Source organism: Clostridioides sp. ZZV14-6154, from assembly GCF_020657785.1.
Lineage (GTDB): Bacteria > Bacillota > Clostridia > Peptostreptococcales > Peptostreptococcaceae > Clostridioides.
This window is the reverse complement of record NZ_JAGWCY010000002.1, coordinates 277,551-303,560: the sequence shown is the minus strand read 5'-3', so window position 1 is coordinate 303,560 and position 26,010 is coordinate 277,551. Positions and strand designations below refer to the sequence as shown.

The window sequence follows — 26,010 nt, the reverse complement described above, 5'->3', positions numbered from 1 at the left end:
TATCTAGATAATAATATATATATAATTATACAGTATATTTATTTTTATACAAGTCTAATAACGAGGTGAAATAATGGATAATTTAAAAGAGACATTGTTAAATGAACTACATAATTTTAAAGAATATTCTTTAAAATTATTGAATGGAGAAATAAATAAAATGCAATACAAAGGATTTTCTGGTGGATATGGAGTTTATGCTCAAAGAGACAAAAAATCATTTATGATAAGACTTCGAGTATCTGCTGGAGTATTGTCGAAATCTCAACTTGAAAAAATTTACCAAATGGCTACCAAACATAAGCTAGATAAGATACATTTAACAACTAGACAAGCTATACAATTACATGACTTGTCTATAGACTCTATAGTTGATGTTATGGAAGAGGGAATAAAAAATGATATCTTCACTAGAGGCGGTGGTGGTAACTATCCTAGAAATGTAGGTTTATCTCCATTATCAGGAGTTGACCCTGACGAAGCTTTTGATGTTACTCCTTATGCAGTTGCTACTGATAAATATTTTATCAAAAATGCTACTACATATCACTTGCCTAGGAAACTAAAAGTTTCTTATTCTAGTTGTTATACAGATGCTGCCCATTGTAGTATACAGGACTTAGGATTTGTAGCTACTCTAAAAAATGGCGAACCATATTTTAGAGTTTTCTTAGGCGGAGGTTTAGGTAAACAACCTAAAGTTGCTTTAGAACTTGATGAATTTATAAAACCTAAAGATGCATTATATTGTGTAGAAGGAATGATTAAATTCTTTATGGCTTATGGTAATTATGAAAATAAAAACAAAGCTAGAGTTAGATATATGGTTGAAACTCTTGGAGAGGAGATGTTTTTAGAAAAATTTAAAGAATACTATAAATTAGAAAAAGAAAAAGGTAATCTTGAACTTAATGTTGAACAAATTGATTATTCTAAGCCTGGAATTAAGATAGATTTACATGACTCTAGATTAATCCATCAAAAACAATCTGGCTTATACACTGTATATATACATCCAATAGGAGGTCTATTATTGACTAAAGATTTAAAAATTTTACTTCAAGAGTTAGATAATATTAAAAATCCTATGATTAGATTAGGTATGACAGAAGGATTGTACATCTTAAATTTAGATGGAAATGAAGCAAAAAGAATATTAGAAATAAGCAAGACTATTAGTTGCAACTCTCAATTAGAACAGAGTATCTCCTGCATAGGTGTTCCTATTTGTCAGATGGGTATACAAAATAGCCAAAAAATGTTGCATGAGATAATAGATTATTTTAGATTACAAAACAATGAAGAAATTTTAAACAAAGCTCCTAAATTATATATTTCAGGATGTCTAAATTCATGTGGTGTTCACCAAATTGGTAGTATAGGATTATGTGGTAAAAAGAAGAATGTCAATGGTGTATCTACTGATGCATTTGAATTATTTGTTGGAGGTAGTTTTGAAATAGGTAAGACTAAACTAGGAAAATCTCTAGGAGATTTTAAAGCTAGTGACCTTCCAAAGATGCTTTATGAAATAGTTGAGGTTTCATCAGGAAATTTTTATGAATGGATAAATTTAAATGATGATTTATTAAATAACATAACTGATAAATATAAAATATAAATTGATTAAAAAAATGAGATAGCTTATCGCTATCTCATTTTTTATAATCAATTGTATTTTATTTATAAACTATTTTAGATAAATCGCAAATTTCTAGCATAGTATCATATATTTGTTTAAGTAAACCAAGTCTGTTATTTTTAATAGATTCATCATTATCCATAACCATAACTGAATCAAATAGGTTATCAACTACAGGTCTTAAAGATGCAAACTCATCTAAAGCAGTACCGTATTTCTTGTCTTTTAATAATTCTTTTACTCTTACTTTTACTTGCTTAAATTCATTATAGAGCTTAATTTCAGCATCTTCTTTTAATAGATTTTCATCAATTCTATCACATTCTGCTTTTTGAGCCAAAGTAGAAACCCTATTAAATGCAGTAAGCATTTCCACTAATTCATCTTTTTCTAGCCAATTATTAAGCTCTAAAGCTCTCATATGCATATCAGAAATATCATTTATATCAGAGCTTAAAACAGCATCAACAACATCATATCTTATCCCTAAATCTTTAAATAGATTTTTTACTCTTTCATTAAAGAAGTTCATTATTTGCTCAACAACTTCCTCTTTATTAAAATCTAACTCAGAATAATTATCTAAAGCATGTTCAATAAGTACTTTTAAGTCTACAGCTACTTTTCTATCCATAAGTATACTAAGTATACCTAAAGCTTGTCTTCTTAAAGCATATGGGTCTTGAGAACCTGTTGGTTGTATTCCTATGGCAAAAAATCCTGCTATTGAATCTAATTTATCAGCTATTGATAAAGCTACTCCTGCATTAGTTTTAGGAAGAATATCTCCTGCAAATCTTGGTAAATAATGTTCAAAAATAGCCTCACTTACAACATCATTTTCTCCTCCAACCTTCGCGTATTCTTTTCCCATAAAACCTTGTAATTCGTCAAACTCTCCTACCATTCCAGTAACTAAATCTGCTTTAGATAATTTAGCAGCTCTTATAGTGTCTGCCTTTTCATCTGCTAATCCTAAACTATCAAGTATATCAGCACTTAGTTTCTCAAGTCTTAAAGTTTTGTCATAAATAGTACCCAATTTTACTTGGAAAACAACAGTTTTTAATTTTTCTATGTAGCTTTCCAAGTTTCTCTTAGTATCTTCTCTATAGAAAAATAAAGCATCAGCAAGTCTTGCTTCTAAAACTTTTTCATTTCCAGCTTTAACATTATCTATTCTGTAAGAGTCTCCATTTCTAACAGCTATAAAGTTAGGTAACAGTTTTCCTTCTTTAAGTACTGGGAAATATCTTTGATGTTGTTTCATAGGAGTTATAATAACTTCTTTTGGTAGTTTTATATAGTCTGTATTAAATTCGCCATAAAAAGCAGTTGGATATTCAACTAAGTAAGTTACCTCTTCAAGTAAATCTTCATCAAACTCAACTTCGCCACCTAAAGAGTTGGCTACTTCTATACATTGTTTTCTTATAATTTCTTTTCTCTTATTTTGGTCTAAAACTATATAATTTTTCTCTAATTTTTCAAAATATTCTTCTATAGAATTAACTTCTATTGTACTTTCCCCTAAGAATCTATGTCCTTTTGTTACATTAGAAGATATTATTCCTTCTAAATCAAATTCTAATACCTTATCATTTAACAATGTAACTATCCATCTTATAGGTCTTGCAAATTTTAGGTTTTTTCCTCCCCAACGCATAGCTTTTGGGAATACTACAGATTTTATAGTTTCTGGTAATATCTCTTTTAACACTTCTGAAGTGTCTTTCCCTGCTTGCTTTATAGTAGCAAAAATATATTCATCTTTTCCAACTTGTTTAAAATATATGTCAGATTCTCTTAATCCTTTACTTTTTATAAATCCTAAAGCTGGTTTTGTGAAATTATTTTCTGCATCAACAGCAATCTTCTTGGCAGGACCTTTTATTTCTTCTTCTAAATCACTTTGCTTATCACTTAAGCCTTCAACTACTAAAGTCAATCTTCTTGGTGTTCCATAGGCATCTATTTTATTAAAAGATATTCTATTTTCCTCAAATAATTTATTAAGATTGTTTTTTAATTGTTCTAGTGTACTACCCATAAATCTTGATGGCATTTCTTCAACACCGATTTCAAATAAAAGATAATTTTTCATTATTTGTCACCGTCCTTTAAAAGAGGGAATCCCATTTCTTCTCTTTGTTTTACAAAAGTTTCTGCAACAGTTTTTGCCATATTTCTAACTCTACCTATAAATGAAGCTCTTTGACTAACACCTATTGCTCCTCTTGCATCCAATGTATTAAATGCATGAGAACATTTTAATACATAATCATATGAAGGTATTACAAGACCGCTTTCCATAAGTCTTAATGCTTCTTTTTCATATATATCAAACAGATTAAACAACATATCTGCATCACATAATTCAAACGCATACACTGAGTTTTCATACTCAGCTTTATTAAACACTTCGCCATAAGTTATTTTATCATTCCATTTTAAATCATAAACACTATCAACTTCTTGAATGTACATAGCTAATCTTTCTAATCCATATGTAATTTCTCCTGTCTCAAGCTCACATTCAATATTACCTACTTGTTGGAAGTATGTAAATTGAGTTATTTCCATACCATCTAACCAAACTTCCCATCCAAGTCCCCAAGCACCAACTGTAGCAGCTTCCCAGTTGTCTTCAACAAATCTTATATCATGTTCACTTGGGTCAATTCCAATTTCTTTTAAGCTCTCTAAATACAATTCTTGTATATTATCTGGAGATGGCTTTAGTATAACTTGGAATTGATGATGTTGATATAATCTGTTTGGGTTTTCACCATATCTTCCATCTGCTGGTCTTCTTGAAGGCTCTACATAGCATACTTGCCAAGGCTCAGGTCCTAATGATCTTAAAAAAGTATTAGGATTCATAGTTCCAGCACCTTTTTCAACATCGTAAGGTTGCATCATGATACAACCTTGCTTTGACCAGTATTTTTGCAATGCCAGTATCATTTCTTGAAAATTCATAAAAATCCCTCCTATAACAATAAAGCCTCTCGTCTACACGAAAGGCTATTTTAATAGTTCTTCTACAACTTTTAGAATATCAAATTCTATAAAATTTGTCAATGTTAGTGATAATTCTTATAATTATCTTCTTTTCATTTTTTAAAAGTCACTTTATATCTATTTATTTTCGTCTTCGTTTTCATTATTCTTTTCAGATTCTTCTTTCATAAGATCAGCAGTTACGTCTTTATCATCTTCTTTTTTATCAACTACTACATCTTTTACATCTTTAGCTGCATTAGTTATCATATTCTTCAAAGCATGAAGTTTTTCTTCATTTAATTCACCTAAGTCTACAACTTCACCATCTTCTTCATTTTGAACTTTTATACGATATTTACTTATAACAGCTGCTGATAAACCAACTAGAGTAGCTAATGGTACAAAAGCTAATCCAACAACTCCTACTGTTAAAGGAATATTCATCATAGTTTTTCCATCTTTTTCAACTATTACTCTTACAACACTACTTTTTTTAAGAAGTTCTTTTAATTGATATTTTATATTTTCTCCATCTTTACCAAATACTTCTTCCATAGTTTCTTTAGCAGATTTAGCTTTACAATTACAAGTATTCTTTTTATTTTCTAAATATATTACTGCCTCAATTACATCTCCATTACATTCCACTAATGCTTCTTTTGCTTCTGCATAAGTTGCTCCTGGAACTCTTTCAAAGACTGAATCAACCATTTCAATAGTTATATTACTACTCATTATTATCCACTCCCTTATTATTTTTTACACTTTGCAATACGTGTAATGATTTTAGATTAATATTATCAACATAAACCTTCAAATATTTTTCTAGTATATTTTCGAGTTCATGTGTTATATATTTTGATACTTTAGCTTTGCTACATGTTAAAATATCATTCCTTAATACATATTCCATTAGACTAACAGTTGTTAAATCCAATTTTATATTATTATCAAAAAGTGTATTACACTTACTACATAGTATACCACCTTCATAAATATTAAACATAGAATTTTGCAAAATTTTACTTCCGCAATTAATACATTTATTTACTATCGGTTTAAATCCTATATAGTCCAAGAACTTTAACTCAAATGCAGCTGTTACAAATCTATTATCTGTATTCTCTTGTGTATATAAATACAGCGTCTGTGCAAGTAATATAAATAACCTATTATTAGTTTGATTTTCAAGTATAGAATTTTCAACTAATTTTGTAATATATGTAGCATAAGAAAATGCCTCTATATCGTAGGATATATTATAAAAACTTTTTATGATTTCACTTTGGGTAACCTTGTACATATTTCCTTGTTTTTTTAAAGTAAAATTGCTATAAGAAAATAACTGTGATGATGAAAGTAAAGAGCTCTTATTTTTTTTGGCTCCTTTTGCTATTGCAGATACTTTTCCAAGCTTTCTCGTAAACAGAGTAAGTATTATATCACTTTCCTTGTACCTTATAGCTTTAAGTACTATCCCCTGGGTGTTCAGGATTATCATCGTCTTCTTTTTTCTCCCTTACTTCTTCGACTTCTTCACTTAGGTTTTTGCAATCACAGAAATATAGATATGCATCTACACTACCTGTTTTTTTAAAAACTTCCCAACTGATATTGTTCATTTTTAAAAAACCCCCTTCTTACATTTATACTTATATTTTTAGTAAGAAGAGGATAAATCATACATAAAGTTATTAAACAATTTTTGACAATAATGCTGTCGTTATTATAAAATAAACTGCTATACCAGTTATATCAAGCGCTGTAGATATAATTGGTGATGAAACTGTAGATGGATCTGCATCCATCTTTTTTAATAAAACAGGCATAAATGCACCTATCGTTGCACCCAAAACCATATTTATAAATAATGATATTGAAACAATTAATACAATATCTAATTTTTTCATGACAAAGTAAATTACAATACCTGTTATTATACTACACAAAAGGCCTGTAATAATTCCTACAATACCTTCTCTTACTACATTGCTAAAATTCAAATCTTTGTTAGACAATGTTATTACTGTAACAGATGATGATTGTGTTCCAATATTACCACCCATACCTATTACTACAGGTATAAAAAATACCAACGGAGCATATATAGGATTCATTATATAATCTAAATTAGAAAGTATTAAAGAAGCTAATAGACCTCCAATTAATGTAATAATTAACCATGGCAGTCTACCTCTAAGAGCTGATATTGTCTGCTCTTTTAATGTAGGATTGTCCTTTTCAGCCACTTCTCTTTCATGCTCTGAACTTCCTGCAAATTTATACATATCTTCAGTTGCTTCTTCTTCCATAACATCTATTATATCATCTACTGTTATTATCCCTTTTAGCTTTTCTTGTCTATCTACTACTGGAATTGCTATTAAATTGTATTTCGATACTAACCTAACTGCTTCTTCTCTATCTTCATCTACATAAACAGAGATTATATTTTCACTCATTAAGTCTTCTACTATATTTGCATCTCTCGCTATTATTAACTCTCTTAACGATAATACTCCAACTAGCTTTTCTTCATCATCAACTACATATATATAATAAATAGTCTCAGCTTCATCAGCTTCTTCTCTCATATGTTCTATTGCCTCAAGAGCTGTCATATCTTTATTTATAGAAATATATCCAGTGGTCATCGTTCCACCTGCAGAGTCTTCATCATAGAATAATAATTCTTTTACATAGTCAGCGTTTTCTTGATTTAAAAGATTTATTATATGTTCTCTTTCTTCTTCTTCAAGCTCACTAAGTTTGTCTGCCATATCTCCAAGAGACATAAGTTCAAGTATGTTTTTTGCGTGTTCTACATCTAACTTAGATAAAATACTAATAAAAAACTCTACACTACCTTCTTCTAATATAGAAGATGCCATATCCAGAGGAAGTACTTCAAACAGTTGAATTTTCATGTCTTCCTCTAAATTTTCCATTATATCGAATATATCAATTATATGATATTCCTCTATTAATTCTCTTAACTCCAATACTTTATTATTATCAATTAATGATTTTACTTCATATAATAAATCTTGGGAAGCATCCAGTTTCCTATCCATATAACCCACCTTTATTTATCATTATATCCAAAATTATTTATATAATTTTGTAAATTTCTCCAATTTTCTTTAACCTTAACCCATAATTGGAGATTTATTTGTGAACCTAAAAGTAATTCTATATCTTGTCTTGCTGATTTACCTATTCCTTTTAGCTTCCTACCATTCTTTCCTATTATTATTCCCTTATGTGAATCTCTTTCACAATATATTACAGCAGATACATCTACTATTTCTTTATCATTTCTTGCTTTCATTTTTTCAATTTCAACAGCTACACCATGAGGTATTTCATCATTAAGATAATGAAGAACTTTTTCTCTTATAAGTTCTGCTATTAATACTCTCTCTGGTTGGTCTGTAATCATATAATCTGGAAAATACTTTGGTCCTTCTTCTAAGTAATTTTGTATAACTTTTATTAAAGTATCTGTATTTTGCCCTTTTAATGCTGATATTGGTACTATCTCTTTGAAAATACCTTCTCTATCATACATTTTTATTATATCAAACAATTCATCTTTTTGGCCTAGTTGGTCTATTTTATTTACAACTAGAATTATTGGTGTCTTAACAGATTTTAAATCCTCTATTATTTTTCTGTCTCCAGGACCTATTTTTTTAGAGTCATCAACTACAAATAATATTAAGTCTACATTTTTAAAAGCTTCTGTTGCTGCCTTTACCATAAATTCACCTAATTTATTTTTAGGTTTGTGAATACCTGGTGTATCTAAAAATACTATTTGAGTTTCTTCATCTGTATAGACTGCTTGTATTGTATTTCTTGTAGTCTGAGGTTTATCACTCATTATAGCTATCTTTTCCCCTACTACATTATTCATTAAAGTAGATTTCCCTACATTTGGTCTACCTACTATACTGACAAATCCTGATTTGAACATTAACTGTCTCCTAACTTTTACCTTCTTGTATTTAACTACTTTAAATTCATTTTAATTTTTTAATTTATTTTAAATCATTTCCAGAGAAATAGTTTGGTAGCAAATCTTTTATATCATGCTCAAACACCTCTCCTTTAGTATATCCTGTTATTATTTTTATATCAGAACCAAACTCTATAATTACTTGTCTACATATTCCACAAGGATATGTTTGCTCATTATTTTCTGAGTTATCACTTGCTATAGCTATTTTATATATATCTTTGTCACCTTCTGATATAGCCTTAAAAATAGCTGTTCTTTCTGCGCAATTTGTTCCACCTAATGATGCACATTCTATATTACATCCAGTATAAACTTTTCCACTCTTAGTTAAAAGAGCTGCACCCACTCTAAAACTTGAGTAAGGAGCATAAGAATGTTGTCTAGCATCTTCTGCCAACTTTAACAATTCTATGTTGTCCACAACATCTCCTCCTGTATACACTTATTAGAATTTCTTTTTATTTAATACTCTACATTATATCATAAAAATTTAATTATCACAGATTTGTTTCATTTTAAATATTTTATGTACATTCATTTTAATTATAAAACATTCCAAGCTGAAATACTAATATTGCTATTAACACGCCTAACAAAGCTCCTGCTATAGTTTCCCAGAATGTATGTATTTTTCCCTCAATCCTACTTTGAGCAACCAATACAGCCATTATATATGCAAGAGTAGATGCAACTACTCTTTCTGTCATAAGCGTAATTGCAGTTGCTATAGCAAATGCTAAAGCAGCATGACCACTTGGCATACCTCCTTTTAAAGGTGTCCCTGTTGAAGTCAATGCTTTTACTACTACTACAGCTATAAGAACCAATAATATACATATCAAGGTTATATGCAGTTCTGATTCTCTTATCTTATAAATTAGAATCCCAGATATATCTGTCAATTTATCATAAAATAAAATATATCCAACCACCACTGAGTTTAATGCTGCTACTAGTACACCACCTGCTGCAACATCTTTTGCTATTTTTGCAAGTACATGATATTCATCAGTTACCAAGTCTACTGCTTTTTCTATAGCTGTATTAAACATCTCAGCAACTACAACTAAACAGATAGACATAAGTAACATTATCATTTCCAATTTTGAAAAGTTAAAAAATAAACTTATTATAAGCACAGCAACTGAACCTAAGTAATGTATTTTCATATTCCTTTCAAATTTAAATGTATATAATATTCCTTCTATAGCTGCGTTAAAAGCTTTAATTATACCTTGACGAGTTTTTCCTGTTTTCATAAGAATTACTCCCTTGTTATGTTTAACTTATTTAATATGTATTCTTCTTTTTCTCTCATTTCCTTTGTATTTTCATCTGTATCATGGTCATACCCTAAAAGATGAAACATACTATGACATATTAAAAAACATACTTCTCTTTCAAAACTATGATTATATTCTATGCTTTGCTCTAAAGCTCTCTCAAGAGATACTACTATATCTCCTAAAGATTCTTCTTCCAATTCAATATCTTCAAAATCATCACTTAAAAGAGGAAATGATAAAACATCAGTTGGTCTATCAACCCCTCTATATTCTCTATTTAATTCATGAATCTCTTTATTATCTACAAAAGAAAGACTCACTTCATAATTATCATCATATCCTTCATAATCCAAACACTCTAAAATTATATCTTTTATTTTTTCTATTAGTTCTTCATTTACTTCTAATTTATCTTGTCTATCATCTAATATCAAATCCATTAATTACACCTACTTTTTATTCATTAATAATGCTATACATCTATATTACTACACTTTTACTTTCTTTTGAAAGTCTTTTCCTGTATTTTCATTTTTTTGCGCTCTTCTTTTTTAAATTCTTCTTTTTTATCATGCTTCTCGTAAGCCCTTATTATTCTTTGTACTAACTCATGTCTTACAACGTCTCTGTCTGTTAACATTATAGAGCCTATCCCTTGAACGCCCTTAAGAATCTCTGTAGCTTGTATAAGACCACTTTTTTTATTTTGTGGCAAATCTGTTTGTGTTATATCACCTGTAACTACAGCCTTAGAACCAAATCCTAATCTAGTTAAAAACATTTTCATTTGCTCAGAAGTTGTATTTTGAGCTTCATCTAATATTATAAAAGAATTATCAAGAGTTCTACCTCTCATAAATGCAAGTGGTGCAACTTCTATAGTACCTCTTTCTAAATATTTATTAAACTTATCAGCACCCAACATTTCAAATAATGCATCATATAATGGTCTTAAATATGGGTCGACTTTATCTTTTAAATCTCCTGGTAAAAATCCTAAACTTTCTCCAGCTTCCACTGCTGGTCTTGTAAGTATAATTCTACTAACTTCATCTCTTTTAAAAGCTTTCACTGCCATAGCCACAGCAAGATAAGTCTTTCCTGTTCCAGCCGGTCCAACACCAAAAGTTATATCATTATTTTCTATAAGCTTTATATACTCTTTTTGCCCTAAAGTTTTAGGTTGAACAGCTTTACCTCTTTGAGTTATAACAATTGTACCTTCAAGTTCTTTTATCTTTTGCTCACTGCCTTCAAGTAAAAGAGATAATGAATAAGAAATGCTTTGTTTATCTAAATGCTTACCATTTGATACAGTTTGATGCAATTCATTCATAAGTTTTAATGCAGAATCTACATTTTTTTCCTCTCCTATTAAAATTATATTACCCTCTCTAAGTATTACATCTATATTTAAAGTTTTCTCTATTAATTTTACATTTTCATCAAAGTTGCCAAATAACTCTCTTTCAAAATTGCCATCTGCTATTGTAAATTTTTTTTGTATTATCAATTGAATTAATCCTCCTCAAGTTTTAGGTTAAATTTTATTAATTGTTGTTACTATTATTATTTTGACTATTGTTACTATTTTGATTGCTATTATTTCCATCAGAATTATTTTGGTCGTTATTATCTTTATTATCCTCATTAAACTCATTTCTTATATCATTTATGGGTCTTTTTTGTGGATTAGAAGGAACTTCCTCTTCTCCTTCTTTCGGTTTACTATCTTCCTTTATAAATCTTTCTGCCTCTGATTTACTAAGAGGATAAATTTTAGCGATATTTTCACTAGTTTGAACTGTTATTAAATATTCTAACATATTTTTATTAACCTTATAGCTATGTTTTACATCTATTATTCTAGCCGAAGCTGGTATTATGTATTCTAATTCTTTTAAAGCTTTTTCAGATAGTTCTTTTTTCAACTCTTCTTTATTCTTTTTCACTTCAACTTTTTTGGTTTCATAAAAAGTACTCGTCTTTATTTTTATAGGGAAAGTATAGTCTCCCATTGAAAGTCTTTTTTCTTTATTTTCAACAACATAATTCTTATATTTTATATTTTTTCTAATTGTAAATTCTTTATCATAAAAACTTATTGTGTGTACTTTTTTCTTTTCTCCAGTTTTTTTATTTACAGTATCTACATAGCTTGCCTTTTTAGTAGATTCATAGAAAGTACTTGCCCATACTTCTGGTATTGATTTTGTATTAGCACCATTTAGTAAGACATCTCCCTTTTGGACTATATCTCCAGATTTAACAACAGATTTACCACTTCTAGGGATTACCTTTTCTATTATACCATTTTTTAAAGCAATTACATTACAATAATTTGATTGGTCTGTAGATTTTAAGGATTCAGCCTTTTTTGTAACAGTAACAAATATATTGGTTCCCTTTACATTAATAGATAAATATGCAACATCATTAAATTTTGACATCATATGGTCTCTAACTTCTTTTCTATCAACACTCTTTTTGTATACTCCTGGTCTCACTCCAACTTTATAAAGTTCACTTCTAAGAGCTTCTTTTTTTATACCTTCTGGAGATTGTATATACACATCCGTTACAAATTGTGATGTTGACATCAATAAAAGTAAAGAAACAATAGCACAAATCCACATACCTTTGTGCTTATAAATTCTTTTAATAATAAAAGGAACTCCTGTTTTTTGTTTTACCTTAATATCAAACTTACTCCCTCTATAAATATTCTTAAATTCTTTTATATCTTGTCTATTTATATTAAACTCGATTTTAGTATTTTTTATTCTAGTTACATTGTAAACATTTATCCCGTTTCTTATAAGATGATTTAAAAATTGTTCAAGCCCTACTCCTTCCACAACTATAACATAGTATCCCCTTATAAAACTTATCAAGTGTATCTCCTCCTAATCAACATACTCCACATTGTATATAATTCCCTTTATACCTATCTCACTGTCAGTAATATACTTAAGTGAAAGTTTATCCCCAGATATTTTAATTGTTTTTACCTTAGTCTTTATTTTTATTAAATCAACTTCATATTCTAGTATTGATAGATAATTTTCTATACTCATAAAAGTATTACTTGTAACAGTAACAACTGGTTGATTTACTTGTAAATCAGTGGATATTTCTAACATGAGCATTACCCCCTTAATTAATTTTATGCTTAAAATAGGTATTTATGCACTTTATTGATACTATCATGGAGTAGTTTTAAAATTTTTTAGACAGTAAATACCTAATATTTAATATATTATTTAAACAAGAAAAAGGTAATCATATTGATAAAAATCAACATGATTACCTTTTTACTTTTTTTTATATAAAATCTAAAAAGTATACAATTTTTTTATTAGTCTTGCTCTATTAAACCATATCCACCTGCTTTACGCTTATATACTATATTTATTTCAAAATTATCTTGATTTCTAAACATATAGAAATTGTGTCCTACCAACTCCATCTGAAGAATTGCCTCTTCTGAACTCATAGGTTTTACATTAAATTTCTTTCTTCTTTCTATAACTATATTTTCATCTTCCTCATCATCATAATCATAATCATTAAATTCGCCACTATTATCTATAAAGTCAATATTTTCAAATCTTATGCTCTTATTATTTTGAACTTTGTCTTTAACCTTAGTCTTATACTTTACAACTTGTCTACTTAATTTGTCACAAACAATGTCAATTGCTGCATATAAATCTTCTTCTACGTCTTCTGCCCTTATTATTTGACCACTAATAGGAATTATTGTAACCTCCACTTTCTGTCTATCCTTTTTCGCACTTACTGTTACTTTCACTTCTGATTCAGGATCAAGGTATTTTTCTAACCTACTTAATTTTCCATCTACGTATCCTTTTATTCCGTCAGTTAATTTCATTTGTCTCCCAGATACTATTATTTGCATAAAAACCTCTCCCTTCGAGCCTTTCCAATTCTAATACTTTAATATGTTCATCTTTAAATATATTTTTGATACATTTATTATATTTAAATTAATATAATTGTATATGAAAATGATTATTTTTAATAGTCTATTTATTTTTTATTTGATATGATATTATTAAAAGTACGGGGTAATTTACAAAACCTTTACATTCTATTTATTAATAAACCATATAAAATAATTCAAAAATCCAGCATAAACCAACCACATTAGATAAACCAAATTTATATATCCAGCTCTCTTATCTATTTTAGAAAATTTCAAAATAACTACTATAGAAACCATAATCATTATTATGATGTCTATTAAAGCTGTAAATCTAAGTCCAAATCCAAAAAATAATATACTCCAGACAAAATTTAATGCAAGTTGTAATCCATAATAAAATACTGCATCTCTTACTTTAGGCAAGTTGTAACCTTTTTTTAATATTAGGTATGAAGATATACCCATCAATATGTACAATATAGTCCAAATTATAGGGAAGATAAAAGCTGGTGGTGCAAAACTTGGTTTTGTAAGTTGTAAATAGTACGTTGAAATATCTGTTCCACTAATCAACATGGTCAAAATACTACTTAAATAACCTATTATTAATGGTATTGATATGTTTATCAAAAAATTTCTAATTTCCTTTACCGATATAATCAAATTTTTCCCCTTCTTTCAAAATTTTCTTTGATTATAGATATGCTTAGATATGACTTGTTATTCTCAAAAATTATAAAAAGCCTAGAGATTTCTCTCTAGGCTATATCAATCTATTGTAAGTTTTGTTTTACCAACTTATTTATAAGTTTTCCATCAGCTCTACCCTTAACTTTTGGTTGAATAACTGACATTATTTTTCCCATATCTTTCATAGATGTTGCTCCTACTTCAGATATAGTACATTTTACAATTTCTTCTAACTCTTCTTCGCTTAATTGTTGAGGTAGGTACTCTTTTAAAACTTCAATTTCAGCTTCTGTTTCTTTTATTAAGTCTTCTCTTCCAGCTTTTTCAAATTCAACTAATGCATCTCTACGTTGCTTTAATTGTTTTGCTATTACATCGATAATTCCATCTTCATTAAGTTCAGTTCTATTATCAACTTCATACTGCTTTATGGAAGCTCTTATTAAAGTTACTACAGATTTTCTCACTGTATCTTTGTTTTTCATCGAAGATTTCAAATCCTCTTGTAACTTTTGCTTAAGGGACATCCCCTTCACCTCTTTATTCTTATTTACTACTATTTTTTAGCGTTTTTTCTTCTTGCTGCTTCAGCTTTTTTCTTACGCTTAACGCTTGGCTTATCATAGTGCTCTCTTTTTCTTACTTCTGACATGATGCCAGACATTGCACATTGACGCTTAAATCTTCTTAAAGCGCTGTCTAATGTTTCATTTTCTCTAACTCTTACTTCTGACATTTCTTTTTCCCTCCCTCCAATAGCGCAATTATGCTGGGACTGTAACTATGTTCTTTTTGCATAATATGCATTACAACCTAACACTTTGTTTATTATAAACTAAATTTTTACTTTTATCAAGTATTTTTATCAAGAAGGAACTCAATTTTTCAATAATTTAGTTTAGTTTTGTTCTGCTTCGTAATTAGGAAGCTTTTTACCTGCTAAAATATGATAGTGCAAATGCTTAACTTCTTGCCCTCCATCGCTTCCACAATTATTTATGATTCTGAATCCAGTTTGGTCAAAACCTTTCTCTTTAGCTATTTTATTAATAACAACATGAATATGTGACACAATATCCATTTCTATATCAGGAATATCAATTACACTATCATAATGTTTTTTAGGTACAACTAATATATGATATGGAGCAACTGGGTTCAAATCATTAAATGCCAATACTCTTTCATCTTCATAAACTTTAGTTGAAGGTATTTCTCCGTTCGCTATTTTACAAAATATACAATCCATTTCCTTCCACCTCCTATCTTATAAATATTATAATTTCTACATGTTATAGCAAAATTCCTTCTACATATTCATTTTTTACATCATTTATTTTTACTTTTAATATCTGACCTTGTATGTTTTTGTCACTTTCAACAACAACTCTTATATAATTTGAAGTTAGTCCCTCAAACTTATTCCCCTCTATATTTTGTTCAAATAAAACATCTAATTCACTGCCAATAAATTTAGTTGCAAACTTATTAAAGTTTTCTTTGCTTAAATTTAAAAGTTGTTCACTTCTAAAGTGTTTTATTTGAGGGTCAATTTGATTTTCCATAGTTGCAGCTGGAGTTCCTTTTCTTGGCGAATATTTAAAAATGTGCATTTGTGAAAGCTCTATATCTTTTAAAAACTCGTATGTTTGTTTAAATTCCTCATTTGTTTCTCCTGGAAAACCTACTATTACATCTGTAGTTATTGCTACATTTGGCATTTTATCTCTTAATCTATCCACAATAGTCTTATACTCTAAAGTTGTATATCTTCTATTCATTCTTTTTAGAGTTTCATCACATCCACTTTGAAGTGATAGATGATAATGAGGACAAACCTTCTCCATCTTTAAAACTTCATTCACAAATTCATCAGTAAACAAAATTGGTTCAACAGAGCTAAGTCTAATTCTCTCTATTGCATCTATCTCATTTATTTGTTTTATTACATCAAGAAGTTTAATATTCTTATCTTTTAAATCTTTTCCATAAGATGCTACATGTATTCCTGTTAATACAATCTCTTTATAGCCATTTTTAGCCAATTTTTTCACTTCATCAACTATACTATCAATATCCCTACTTCTAACACGTCCTCGGGCATAAGGAATGATGCAATAGGTACAAAATCTGTCACATCCATCTTGAATTTTCATAAATGCTCTAGTCTTTCCATTAGTCTGACTAATTTCTATTTCTTCAAATGCCTTTACCTTCATTATATCATCAACTGTGCTAACTTTTTTACTTGCATCTATCTTTCTAATCTCTTCAACAATCTTTCTTCTATCATTTGTACCCATGACTAGGTTTACTTCTTCTATATCCAAAATTTCTTCTGGCGATACTTGCGAATAGCATCCCACAACAGCTATTATTGCATCTGGATTTTTCTTTTTAACTCGTCTTATATATTGACGAGATTTTCTATCACTCATATGAGTTACTGTACATGTATTTATAACATAAACGTCTGCATATTCTTCACTATTAACTTGTTCATATCCATCTTTTTCAAATAGTTCTAGCATAGCTTCAGTTTCGTATTGATTGACTTTACACCCAAGTGTATAAAAAGCTACTTTTTTCAATTTATTATTCTCCTCCTAAATCACTTAGCTCATACAAAGCTATTGTTGATGCTACAACAGAAGCTGTCTCAGTTCTCAATATTCTAGGTCCTAATGATACAATGCTGCAATTATTTTTTTGAACTTGTTCTATTTCTTCCTCAGCAAAACCACCCTCTGGACCTACAAAAATTCCAACCCTATCTATATTAGAATCACAATTTTTAAGTGCCTGTTTTATTGAGACAGTTCTTTCATTTTCATAAGGGCAGATATTTACATCATTTTTTTTCATATCTTCTAAAGCTTCTTTGAAACTTAAAACACCTCTTAAATTTGGGATTTTACCTCTTTTACTTTGCTTTGCGGCTTCATAAATTATTCTTTCCCAACGTTCAAATTTTTTATCTTCTTTTTTATCATCAACTTTAGCAACACTTCTCTTAGTTTGAACTAATATTATTTCATCTACACCAACTTCAGTTAATTTTTGAAGTATCATTTCCATCTTTGGAGCTTTTGGAAGACCTTGATATAACTTTACCCTAAGTTTAGATTCTCTATTTATATCAACTTCTTCTAAAATTTTTAAATTAACCATATTTTTTTCTATATTTGTTATCTCACAAATGTACTCATTATTATCTTTATCACATATCTCAAGTTTTTCTCCTAGTTTACACCTTAAAACTTTTGAAATATGTTTTACATCTTCACCTTCTATAATGCAGGCTTTGTCTTGTAAATTTATATTATTTTTTTCAACAAAAAATCTATCCATTACACTCCACCCTGCCTTTTACTTTTTAAGTTTAGAAACTATTGCCGACCATTCGCCTAGTTTTTGAACCTTAACTATTTCAAATCCATTTTCGATTAAACTTTCTTTAACTTCCTCTACTTTGTCCAAAATTATACCTGAAGATATAAATATAGCATCTTCTTTCATAAAATTTTGTACATCTTTTGCAAGTATTTTTATTATATCAGCTATTATATTTGCAACTATAACATCAGCTTTATCCTTTATTACATCTGTTAAATTACCATGCATTACAGATACATTCTCTTCAACTTTATTTTCAAGCACATTTTCTTTTGCAACTTTTACTGCAACTTCGTCTAAATCTACAGCTACAACTTCTTTTGCCCCTAATTTAGCTGCTGCTATTGCAAGAATTCCGCTACCACAGCCAATATCAAATACTTTAGAATCTTTATTTACATATTTCTCTAATTCTCTAATACACATACTAGTAGTCTCATGTGTTCCTGTACCAAAAGCCATACCAGGGTCAAGTTCTATTATCAAATCCCCTTCTTGCATATCATAATCTTCCCATGTAGGCTTTACTACCACCCTTTGTCCTACTTTTGTTGGTTTATAGTATGCTTTCCATGCATTTGCCCAATCAGCTTCATTTACTTGGTCTAGTGACACACTTCCTTCACCTATATCTATACCAAAATCTCTTAAGCCTAAAACTTTTTGTTTTATAATTTCGACAAATTCCATCACATTTTTTTCTTCTGAAACATAAGTCTTTATTAATACATCTTCTTCTTCGTTCTTTTTAAATACTTCTTCTTCTACATAATCCCAATCTAATTCATTTTTCTTTTGAAATAAGAAATCTTTTGGGTCTTCTATTACAGCTCCTCCAGCTCCTTGTTCATATAGTATATTTGTTATTGCTTCAACTGCTTCTGTTGTTGTTTTTATAGTTACTTCTATCCAATTATTCATAAGTTTACCTCTCTTTTCTATATTAATTTTCCTATTTTTCCATAACTTTTATTATATCATAAATATCATACTTTTTTGTTTTATAAATTTTTTATTAGTTTATATCTATATTATAGTAAATTTACTTAATTTATAATAAATTGTCTAGCTTATTTTTAGCACTTTATTTGATTATACTTTTTCCTAAATGCATTTTAAACAGTGAGCATTATATTTATTACATACAAATCACCAAAATGTACATTTTAAACAAAAATTTTTAGTTATTTTATATGTTTCCTACAATAAAATCATCTGATATTATATAATTAAAATTTAAATTATTAAGGAGAACTATAATGTCAGAAGTAATATTAAAAGATATATCAAAACTTTATTCTAATGGATTTAATGCAGTAAAAAATATAAATATAGATATTAAAGACAAGGAATTTATTGTTTTAGTAGGCCCATCTGGTTGTGGTAAATCGACAACGCTTAGAATGATTGCTGGTCTTGAAGAAATATCTTCTGGAGAATTATATATTGGAGATAAACTTGTCAATGATATAGAACCAAAGGATAGAGATATAGCAATGGTTTTTCAAAATTATGCTTTATACCCTCACTTATCTGTTTATGAAAATATGGCATTTGCACTTAAACTTAGAAAAATGCCAAAAGATGAAATAGATAAAAAAGTTAAAGAAGCTGCTAAAATATTGGATTTAGTTCCTCTTTTAGATAAAAAACCTAAAACATTATCTGGAGGTCAGAGACAAAGGGTTGCTCTAGGACGTGCAATAGTTAGAAACCCTAAGGTATTCTTAATGGATGAACCTCTATCTAACTTGGATGCAAAACTGAGAACTGCCATGAGAACAGAAATAACTAAGTTACATCAACAACTTGGAACTACATTCATCTATGTAACACATGACCAAGTTGAAGCTATGACTATGGCCGATAGAATAGTGGTAATGAAAGATGGAGTGGTACAACAGATTGCAACTCCACAAGATGTATACGACTATCCAGCTAATGTGTTTGTTGCAGGATTTATTGGAGCTCCACAGATGAATTTTATTGATGTGACATTGATAGAAGAGAATGAAGAAATATATGCTAAAAACGAATACATTAAGATAAAATTAAATAGAGAAAAACACTATGATTTAATAAAAGACAACTATATTGGAAAAGAAGTTATTATGGGTATTAGACCAGAGGATATACATATAGAAGATACTTTTATTAAAGCTAATCAAGATACTTGCTTTAAGTCAACAGTTGAAATAAAAGAACTTATGGGAGCAGAGACTTATGCTCATTTAAAATTAGATGTAAATACAATAACAATTCGATTTGACAGCAAAAATAGAGTTGATGTTGGTGATAACTTAACACTTTCAGTTGATAATAATAGAATACACTTATTTGACAAAGAAACTGACTTAGCTATAAGATAAGAGTATAATCTTATTTCTAAGGAGACTTTATGGAAGACTTGAAAAGTTTTTTTGAAAAACAACTCAATAAAAAAATAAATATTTACCCTTATAAAAATCAAAGTTTAGATGCCAATAGTCATTTAGTTACTTTTAATGATACTGTTTATGTTATTGATTTTTTAGATGAAAATAACTTAGATAATCTAAATGGTCACTTTTATTTAATTTATCAGCCACATATAGATTTTGAATATTTAAAAGGTATTTTTTATAACTTATATGATGATATAAATATAATGCAACATAGTAGTTTTTTTGTAGTAAACTCTAAATATAACTTAGATATTAATGTAACTACACAAAATATAATTGAAACTGAAACTTATCAAAGTACTTATATTTTTTATCTTGGTGAGTTAGATAACAAATCTGATTTTAATTTTAGATTACAGTTATGCTCTGATTTACTATCTCATATTGTAAAAGATAATGCTAAAGATAAATTTTTAAATTTATTTGACCTTATTAGATATAAAACTTTAGACTTAATTAACAAGGACGATGTACTTAATAGACTGATAGACTTCAATAAGATAAAATCTATTGATGAAGAGCTTCTATCTACAGGAATAAAATTTATAAATAATGACTTAAACATCTCTAAAACATCTAGTGATATGTTTTTACATAGAAATACACTGGTGTATAGGCTAGAAAAAATTAATGAAATACTCAACCTTGATTTAAAAAACTTTGAGAATGCAATGATTTTTTATCTAAGTGTAAAATCTTATTTTCTATATAAAAAAATTTAACTACTAAATTAAGCAGAAATTTTGTATATTAGTTCAAATTTCTGCTTAATTTTAATTCAAAATATTGTATACCTATAAAGTATTCTGTACTTCAAGTTTATGAATATCCAATCAGTCATATTTTGCAAATAGTATTTTTAAATTTATTAAATACTAGACCTATTAAATAAATCCACTATCTTACTTTTCCTAATTCTTTCTTTAAAACAAAATTCAATAAAAAACTTATTGTACCTAAAATCACCATAACATATCCTAATATTTTAAATTGTCCTGATGTTATGGTTGCTTCAAATACCATTCCAAGTAGTACAGTAGCAAAAATAGAACCTAAATAACGGCTAGTTTGAAACAGACCAGAGGCTGTACCTATGCTCTCAGGAGGACTTTCTTTAAACATTGAAGATTGTAATGCTACATTACCAATTCCATAACTAACACCTGCTAATGATAAAATAATTCCCTTACCTATTACTGGTATATAAACAAAAATTACTGAAAGAAGTACTGCACTAATCAGCATAAAAATTGATGACATCATAAGAGGCAATCTAGTTCCAGATTTGTCTATCCATCTTCCAGTCAATGGAGATATAAATATACCTATACCAGACATGAACAACATAAATAGACCAGTTGCTTTTGCACTATAATGTAATGCATCTTGAAAATAACTAGGAAGACCAAAAAACAAAATATAATTAAAGAAATTTAATATAATAAACTGTAAGTAAACCTTTGACAATTTAGGGTTATTTACAAATAGTTTAATATCTATAAATGGTAATTTTGTTCTCAGCTCATGCCAAATAAAAAGACATATCAATATTACACCTAATACAAGTTGTTCTAAATTAAAAGACTCTTTCATAGATAGCAAGAATAGTAATAAAAAAATCATAGCAATTGAAAATAGAAGTATACCAATAATATCTAATCTTGATAAAACATTTTTTAAAGTCTCCTTTACACCTTTTTTCTCTTTTGCTTCTTTTGGAAATAAAAAATATCCTAAACATATAGAAACCACAACAATAGGTATATTTATGAGAAATATAGCATGCCATCCTCCTAAATCCAACAATAATCCCCCAAGTGTTGGACCTAATCCTGCTGTAGTTGAAGCAAAAATGGTTAGGACTGCTAAGGCAGAAGATTGTCTTTCCTTTATATTATTTTGTATAAGAGCAACCCCAGATGGATATAGAGTACTTGTTCCAATTGCCTGAATTACTCTTATAAAAATCAATATAAAGAATGATTGAACAAATGGTACTATAGATGCTGATAAAATTACCAGTATCAAACCACTCAAAAATAAGATTTTTCTACCTATTAAGTCTCCTATCTTACCTGAAACTGGTTGTGCAATAGCACTAGCTAAATAAAATGCTGAAACAATCCAAGATACAGTTGTAAAACTAATATGAAAATCATTTTGTATACTATGTAAAGCAAGTGAAATCATAGAAGAATTAAGAGGATTCAGCATAGTTCCTGAACCTATTGCTATCAAAAAAAGTGTTCTTCTAGTGTTTGTTTTACCCATATATCACGCCTCCAATAAGCAATTCATTTCCCTTATAAAAAAGCAGCTCCTATAATCCCTGCGTCTGAACCTAAAGTTGCACATACAATTTTTGCTATATCTTCTTTTTTGTACAATATGTATTTTCTTACCAAATCTTCTATCCCATCAAGTATTATATCACTTGCTTTAGAAACGCCTCCTCCAATTGATATAATTTCTGGGTCTAATGTATTTATTGTATTTGCAAATGTTTTTGCTAAATAAGATTTAAATCTAGTTATTACTTCAATTGCAACTATGTCGTTTTCTCTATATGCATCAAACACCATCTTTGCATTTATTTTTTCTAAATCTCCTTCTGCTAAATCTAAAATCCTGCTTTTTCTACCTTCTTGTATAAGTTTTTGAGAATATTTTATAATGGCAGTTGCTGAACAAAAAGTTTCCACACAACCATTATTTCCACAATTGCAATCAAAATAGTTTTCTCCTATTACTTGATGACCTATTTCTGAGCCTAATCCATGTGCTCCAGAAAAAACTTTTTGATTAATTACTATTCCTCCACCTACTCCAGTTCCTAAAGTATATAAAACTCCAACATCTGCACCTTTCATACTTCCAAACTTTGATTCTCCAAGTGCTGCTACTGTTGCATCATTTTCTCCATGAATTTCAACATTTGGAAACCTTCTTTTTAGTTCATTCTCAAAACTTTCTCCATCCCATTTTAAGTTTACACAAGTTACTAAACCTTTTTTATTTATAAACCCAGGTACTCCAAATCCAATAGACTTTATCTCTTTCATATTTAGATTGTTTTCTTCTAACAGTTTATCAATCATTATTTTTATATCATCTAGTATTCCTTCAAAGCCCTTTTTAACCACAGTTTTACATTCTGTTCTAAAAAGTATCTTTCCTTGATTATCAACCACACCTGCTTGTATGCCTGTTCCTCCAATGTCTACACCTATATAATACATCTTTTTCACCTTTCTCTTTTAAATTTTATTAATATATATATTTTATCATGTTTATATTATATTAAAATGTAAAACCATGCAAATTTTTAATAATATCTTTAATACAAAACAAAAGCACCTTCCCATAGTATATTTTCACTATGAGAAGGTGTCTATTTTTATAAATTATTTCAATTTATTAGATGTCAAAACAAACTATATTTAAATCAATTATTTTAAACTCTTATCTTGACTTATTTTTTTGTACTAAACAATATTTTTGCAACTATATATCAACCAAATCTTAAATATATTTTTTACAAACATAAATTAGTTTTCCATAACATAATAAGTTGCTTTTATTATTCACCAATCTATACTAAAAATCTTATACACATAATATATATTTCTTTACATATACATATATTTGACTAAATACATATTTCTTTACATACATATCTAGCCTATTACCTAACCATACATACATATTTCTTTACACATGCACATATCGAAAGCAATTTTTTACGTAAATTTTTCTAACTAAATTATAAGCAAATATGCAATTTGCAAAAGTTTTAATTCTTACAAATAACTTTAAAACTTAGATGCTTTGGCTATACAATATGACTACTTTACTACCAAAATTTTAAGTCTAGGCAATTCCAATAATTATCCCAGCTTTTGAGTTTTTCCAGTACTTAATATAGCACTAAAAGCATCTAACTTTATTTCATAGATTATAATTGAGTTTTCTTCATCATTTGGCTGTGCCACATCCGTTCCCACTGGAATCACCCCTTTCTCTTATTTGATTATATTATAGCATATTATATATGTAGGGACAAGAATTTTTCAGAAAATTACTTATATTCAGTTTTATTTTTTTTAATAAAAACTATTTTTATATATTTATAAAATTAAAAATAGCCAATATAAAAATCATATTATATTAATTCAAAATCTTATAACTAAATAATTTAGATTCTAAAGAATATGATTACATTATATTGGCTATTTTAACTACTTTTTCTTAAACATATCTTCTATTTTCTGTCCGAATGTTTTTTTCTTTTCGTGGACGTTCGACCCGCACTCCTTCGCAAATTCTCTTAATAGATCTTTTTGCTTATCATTTAATTTTTTAGGAATCTCGACTACAACTTTAACATATTGGTCTCCTCTTGAATTACCTCTAATTCTAGGAATTCCTTTTTCTTTAAGTCTAAATACAGTTCCAGTTTGTGTTCCTTCTGGCACACTATACTTAACTTTTCCATCCAAAGTAGGTACTTCTATCTCATCACCTAAAGTTGCTTGAACAAATGTAATTGGCATTTCAAAGTAAATATCATTTCCATCTCTAGTAAACAGTGGATGAGACTTTACATTAACTACAATGTACAAGTCTCCTCTTGGAGCACCTTTTTCTCCCACTTCACCTTGACCAGCAAGTTTTATCATTTGACCATCATCTATACCTGCAGGTATATCTACTTCTATAGTCTTAACTTTTCTTGTATTTCCAGTTCCATGACATTTGCTACAAGGAGATTCAATTACTTCTCCAGTTCCATTACAAGTACTACAAGGTCTTGAGCTTGCTATATTTCCAAATGGAGTTCTTTGAACAGTTCTAACTTGACCAGTTCCATTACAAGTTGAACAAGTTTTCTTTGATGTTCCTGGTTTTGCTCCAGTTCCATCACACTCATCACATTCTTCACTTCTATTTAACTTTATAGACATTTTTTTACCAAATGCAGCTTCTTCAAAAGATATAGTAACATTTTGTCTTATATCTGCACCACGTTGAGGACCTCTTCTTCTTTGTCTTCCACCTCCGAAGCCTCCTCCAAACATGTCGCCAAATATATCTCCAAACATATCTTCAAATCCACCAAAGCCTTGGCCATTAAATCCACCTTGGCCTCCAAAGCCTCCTTGACCATTTAGCCCATCATGTCCAAATTGGTCATAAGTCTTTCTCTTTGTATCATCTGAAAGTACTTCATAAGCTTCATTTATTTCTTTAAACTTTTCCTCAGCCTCTTCATCACCAGGGTTTCTATCTGGATGGTACTTCATTGCTAACTTTCTGTAAGCTTTTTTTATCTCTTGAGCTTCTGCACCTTTACTGATACCTAAGACTTCATAATAATCCCTTTTTGTACTCAAAAATTGACACCACCTTCATTTTACAAAATGATAGCTTGTAGAATAATAAACTACAAGCTATCATTAATTCTTATATTCTACTTTAAGTTATATAATCTATGATATATTATATTCTTTATGATGTATATTGTCCATATATCTTTAATATCTATATGATTTTCATAAATAATCTATTCTTCA

General features: G+C 28.7%; 27 protein-coding genes. 3 read left to right on the top strand and 24 right to left on the bottom strand.

The window, feature by feature from the left end; all coding sequences use genetic code 11:
• The first annotated feature begins 73 nt into the window (after window positions 1-73).
• Entirely contained in the window at window positions 74-1,621 is a 1,548-nt protein-coding gene (locus KGF45_RS07870; protein WP_227842152.1) for a nitrite/sulfite reductase, read from the top strand.
• A gap of 58 nt (window positions 1,622-1,679) precedes the next feature.
• Here KGF45_RS07870 and glyS read toward each other — a convergent pair whose 3' ends face one another.
• The 21 genes from glyS to prmA all read right to left on the bottom strand — a co-directional run bounded on the left by glyS (window position 1,680) and on the right by prmA (window position 18,914).
• Complete coding sequence (gene glyS / locus KGF45_RS07865) at window positions 1,680-3,746, bottom strand: glycine--tRNA ligase subunit beta (protein WP_227828224.1); 2,067 nt, start codon at window positions 3,744-3,746, stop codon at window positions 1,680-1,682.
• Window positions 3,746-4,624, bottom strand: a complete 879-nt coding sequence (gene glyQ / locus KGF45_RS07860) for a glycine--tRNA ligase subunit alpha (RefSeq protein ID WP_227432601.1) — start codon at window positions 4,622-4,624, stop codon at window positions 3,746-3,748. Before glyQ ends, glyS begins: the two co-directional genes overlap by 1 nt.
• 159 nt (window positions 4,625-4,783) lie before the next feature.
• Window positions 4,784-5,383, bottom strand: a complete 600-nt coding sequence (locus KGF45_RS07855; RefSeq protein ID WP_227842150.1) for a DUF4342 domain-containing protein — start codon at window positions 5,381-5,383, stop codon at window positions 4,784-4,786.
• A complete protein-coding gene (recO, locus tag KGF45_RS07850; RefSeq protein ID WP_227840734.1) occupies window positions 5,376-6,149 on the bottom strand; it encodes a DNA repair protein RecO in 774 nt (257 codons plus the stop codon). Before recO ends, KGF45_RS07855 begins: the two co-directional genes overlap by 8 nt.
• On the bottom strand, window positions 6,115-6,270 hold the full coding sequence (locus tag KGF45_RS07845) for a YqzL family protein (RefSeq protein ID WP_227828222.1): 156 nt from the start codon (window positions 6,268-6,270) through the stop codon (window positions 6,115-6,117). The genes recO and KGF45_RS07845 overlap by 35 nt, the downstream gene beginning before the upstream one ends.
• Window positions 6,271-6,342: 72 nt before the next feature.
• Entirely contained in the window at window positions 6,343-7,722 is a 1,380-nt protein-coding gene (gene mgtE, locus KGF45_RS07840) for a magnesium transporter (RefSeq protein ID WP_227842148.1), read from the bottom strand.
• A gap of 11 nt (window positions 7,723-7,733) precedes the next feature.
• Window positions 7,734-8,627 carry a GTPase Era gene (gene era, locus KGF45_RS07835; RefSeq protein ID WP_227828221.1) on the bottom strand — a complete coding sequence of 298 codons (894 nt, stop codon included), beginning with the start codon at window positions 8,625-8,627 and terminating at the stop codon, window positions 7,734-7,736.
• Window positions 8,628-8,691: 64 nt separating this feature from the next.
• Entirely contained in the window at window positions 8,692-9,093 is a 402-nt protein-coding gene (locus KGF45_RS07830) for a cytidine deaminase (protein ID WP_227432595.1), read from the bottom strand.
• 118 nt (window positions 9,094-9,211) lie between these two features.
• Entirely contained in the window at window positions 9,212-9,931 is a 720-nt protein-coding gene (locus KGF45_RS07825) for a diacylglycerol kinase (RefSeq protein ID WP_227828220.1), read from the bottom strand.
• 5 nt (window positions 9,932-9,936) lie between these two features.
• Window positions 9,937-10,398: an rRNA maturation RNase YbeY gene (gene ybeY, locus KGF45_RS07820; protein ID WP_227828219.1), complete on the bottom strand. Its 462-nt coding sequence runs from the start codon at window positions 10,396-10,398 to the stop codon at window positions 9,937-9,939.
• Window positions 10,399-10,454: 56 nt separating this feature from the next.
• Window positions 10,455-11,471 carry a PhoH family protein gene (locus KGF45_RS07815; protein ID WP_227482837.1) on the bottom strand — a complete coding sequence of 339 codons (1,017 nt, stop codon included), beginning with the start codon at window positions 11,469-11,471 and terminating at the stop codon, window positions 10,455-10,457.
• Between the two features lie 37 nt (window positions 11,472-11,508).
• Complete coding sequence (gene yqfD, locus KGF45_RS07810; RefSeq protein ID WP_227828218.1) at window positions 11,509-12,852, bottom strand: sporulation protein YqfD; 1,344 nt, start codon at window positions 12,850-12,852, stop codon at window positions 11,509-11,511.
• A 12-nt stretch (window positions 12,853-12,864) separates the two neighbouring features.
• Complete coding sequence (locus tag KGF45_RS07805; protein WP_227432590.1) at window positions 12,865-13,101, bottom strand: YabP/YqfC family sporulation protein; 237 nt, start codon at window positions 13,099-13,101, stop codon at window positions 12,865-12,867.
• Between the two features lie 215 nt (window positions 13,102-13,316).
• Complete coding sequence (gene hpf, locus KGF45_RS07800; RefSeq protein WP_227828217.1) at window positions 13,317-13,880, bottom strand: ribosome hibernation-promoting factor, HPF/YfiA family; 564 nt, start codon at window positions 13,878-13,880, stop codon at window positions 13,317-13,319.
• Window positions 13,881-14,072: 192 nt separating this feature from the next.
• The gene (locus KGF45_RS07795) at window positions 14,073-14,570 is read right to left on the bottom strand and encodes a TspO/MBR family protein (protein ID WP_227828216.1); all 498 of its coding nucleotides are present in this window, start codon (window positions 14,568-14,570) and stop codon (window positions 14,073-14,075) included.
• A gap of 110 nt (window positions 14,571-14,680) precedes the next feature.
• Entirely contained in the window at window positions 14,681-15,124 is a 444-nt protein-coding gene (locus KGF45_RS07790; protein WP_227828215.1) for a GatB/YqeY domain-containing protein, read from the bottom strand.
• Window positions 15,125-15,153: 29 nt separating this feature from the next.
• Complete coding sequence (gene rpsU, locus KGF45_RS07785) at window positions 15,154-15,333, bottom strand: 30S ribosomal protein S21 (protein ID WP_003416618.1); 180 nt, start codon at window positions 15,331-15,333, stop codon at window positions 15,154-15,156.
• A 162-nt stretch (window positions 15,334-15,495) separates the two neighbouring features.
• Window positions 15,496-15,846, bottom strand: a complete 351-nt coding sequence (locus tag KGF45_RS07780) for a histidine triad nucleotide-binding protein (protein WP_227432586.1) — start codon at window positions 15,844-15,846, stop codon at window positions 15,496-15,498.
• Between the two features lie 43 nt (window positions 15,847-15,889).
• Window positions 15,890-17,188 carry a tRNA (N(6)-L-threonylcarbamoyladenosine(37)-C(2))-methylthiotransferase MtaB gene (mtaB, locus tag KGF45_RS07775; protein ID WP_227828214.1) on the bottom strand — a complete coding sequence of 433 codons (1,299 nt, stop codon included), beginning with the start codon at window positions 17,186-17,188 and terminating at the stop codon, window positions 15,890-15,892.
• A gap of 4 nt (window positions 17,189-17,192) precedes the next feature.
• Complete coding sequence (locus tag KGF45_RS07770) at window positions 17,193-17,948, bottom strand: 16S rRNA (uracil(1498)-N(3))-methyltransferase (RefSeq protein ID WP_227842146.1); 756 nt, start codon at window positions 17,946-17,948, stop codon at window positions 17,193-17,195.
• An 18-nt stretch (window positions 17,949-17,966) separates the two neighbouring features.
• On the bottom strand, window positions 17,967-18,914 hold the full coding sequence (gene prmA / locus KGF45_RS07765; RefSeq protein WP_227842144.1) for a 50S ribosomal protein L11 methyltransferase: 948 nt from the start codon (window positions 18,912-18,914) through the stop codon (window positions 17,967-17,969).
• A 338-nt stretch (window positions 18,915-19,252) separates the two neighbouring features.
• On the opposite strand from prmA, the gene KGF45_RS07760 reads away from it, so the two are divergent.
• Complete coding sequence (locus tag KGF45_RS07760) at window positions 19,253-20,362, top strand: ABC transporter ATP-binding protein (protein WP_227828211.1); 1,110 nt, start codon at window positions 19,253-19,255, stop codon at window positions 20,360-20,362.
• 29 nt (window positions 20,363-20,391) lie between these two features.
• Window positions 20,392-21,159 carry a PucR family transcriptional regulator gene (locus KGF45_RS07755; RefSeq protein ID WP_227842142.1) on the top strand — a complete coding sequence of 256 codons (768 nt, stop codon included), beginning with the start codon at window positions 20,392-20,394 and terminating at the stop codon, window positions 21,157-21,159.
• Between the two features lie 175 nt (window positions 21,160-21,334).
• Here KGF45_RS07755 and KGF45_RS07750 read toward each other — a convergent pair whose 3' ends face one another.
• The 3 genes from KGF45_RS07750 to dnaJ all read right to left on the bottom strand — a co-directional run bounded on the left by KGF45_RS07750 (window position 21,335) and on the right by dnaJ (window position 25,830).
• Window positions 21,335-22,708 (bottom strand): MFS transporter, encoded by a 1,374-nt coding sequence (locus tag KGF45_RS07750; protein WP_227828209.1) that lies wholly within the window; start codon window positions 22,706-22,708, stop codon window positions 21,335-21,337.
• Between the two features lie 32 nt (window positions 22,709-22,740).
• Window positions 22,741-23,676: an ROK family protein gene (locus KGF45_RS07745; protein ID WP_227828208.1), complete on the bottom strand. Its 936-nt coding sequence runs from the start codon at window positions 23,674-23,676 to the stop codon at window positions 22,741-22,743.
• Between the two features lie 999 nt (window positions 23,677-24,675).
• The gene (gene dnaJ / locus KGF45_RS07740; RefSeq protein ID WP_227432574.1) at window positions 24,676-25,830 is read right to left on the bottom strand and encodes a molecular chaperone DnaJ; all 1,155 of its coding nucleotides are present in this window, start codon (window positions 25,828-25,830) and stop codon (window positions 24,676-24,678) included.
• Window positions 25,831-26,010 lie beyond the last annotated feature (180 nt).

Excerpts from the sequence above, each read along its gene's own strand:
- KGF45_RS07770 (WP_227842146.1), bottom strand. The coding sequence starts at position 17,948 with ATGGATAGATTTTTTGTTGAAAAAAATAATATAAATTTACAAGACAAA.
- KGF45_RS07760 (WP_227828211.1), top strand. The coding sequence starts at position 19,253 with ATGTCAGAAGTAATATTAAAAGATATATCAAAACTTTATTCTAATGGA.
- KGF45_RS07745 (WP_227828208.1), bottom strand. The coding sequence starts at position 23,676 with ATGTATTATATAGGTGTAGACATTGGAGGAACAGGCATACAAGCAGGT.
- KGF45_RS07805 (WP_227432590.1), bottom strand. The coding sequence starts at position 13,101 with ATGTTAGAAATATCCACTGATTTACAAGTAAATCAACCAGTTGTTACT.
- glyQ (WP_227432601.1), bottom strand. The coding sequence starts at position 4,624 with ATGAATTTTCAAGAAATGATACTGGCATTGCAAAAATACTGGTCAAAG.
- KGF45_RS07825 (WP_227828220.1), bottom strand. The coding sequence starts at position 9,931 with ATGAAAACAGGAAAAACTCGTCAAGGTATAATTAAAGCTTTTAACGCA.
- KGF45_RS07845 (WP_227828222.1), bottom strand. The coding sequence starts at position 6,270 with ATGAACAATATCAGTTGGGAAGTTTTTAAAAAAACAGGTAGTGTAGAT.
- mgtE (WP_227842148.1), bottom strand. The coding sequence starts at position 7,722 with ATGGATAGGAAACTGGATGCTTCCCAAGATTTATTATATGAAGTAAAA.
- ybeY (WP_227828219.1), bottom strand. The coding sequence starts at position 10,398 with ATGGATTTGATATTAGATGATAGACAAGATAAATTAGAAGTAAATGAA.
- KGF45_RS07790 (WP_227828215.1), bottom strand. The coding sequence starts at position 15,124 with ATGTCCCTTAAGCAAAAGTTACAAGAGGATTTGAAATCTTCGATGAAA.
- KGF45_RS07780 (WP_227432586.1), bottom strand. The coding sequence starts at position 15,846 with ATGGATTGTATATTTTGTAAAATAGCGAACGGAGAAATACCTTCAACT.
- hpf (WP_227828217.1), bottom strand. The coding sequence starts at position 13,880 with ATGCAAATAATAGTATCTGGGAGACAAATGAAATTAACTGACGGAATA.
- KGF45_RS07755 (WP_227842142.1), top strand. The coding sequence starts at position 20,392 with ATGGAAGACTTGAAAAGTTTTTTTGAAAAACAACTCAATAAAAAAATA.
- recO (WP_227840734.1), bottom strand. The coding sequence starts at position 6,149 with ATGATAATCCTGAACACCCAGGGGATAGTACTTAAAGCTATAAGGTAC.
- KGF45_RS07855 (WP_227842150.1), bottom strand. The coding sequence starts at position 5,383 with ATGAGTAGTAATATAACTATTGAAATGGTTGATTCAGTCTTTGAAAGA.
- KGF45_RS07750 (WP_227828209.1), bottom strand. The coding sequence starts at position 22,708 with ATGGGTAAAACAAACACTAGAAGAACACTTTTTTTGATAGCAATAGGT.
- glyS (WP_227828224.1), bottom strand. The coding sequence starts at position 3,746 with ATGAAAAATTATCTTTTATTTGAAATCGGTGTTGAAGAAATGCCATCA.
- prmA (WP_227842144.1), bottom strand. The coding sequence starts at position 18,914 with ATGAATAATTGGATAGAAGTAACTATAAAAACAACAACAGAAGCAGTT.
- era (WP_227828221.1), bottom strand. The coding sequence starts at position 8,627 with ATGTTCAAATCAGGATTTGTCAGTATAGTAGGTAGACCAAATGTAGGG.
- KGF45_RS07870 (WP_227842152.1), top strand. The coding sequence starts at position 74 with ATGGATAATTTAAAAGAGACATTGTTAAATGAACTACATAATTTTAAA.
- rpsU (WP_003416618.1), bottom strand. The coding sequence starts at position 15,333 with ATGTCAGAAGTAAGAGTTAGAGAAAATGAAACATTAGACAGCGCTTTA.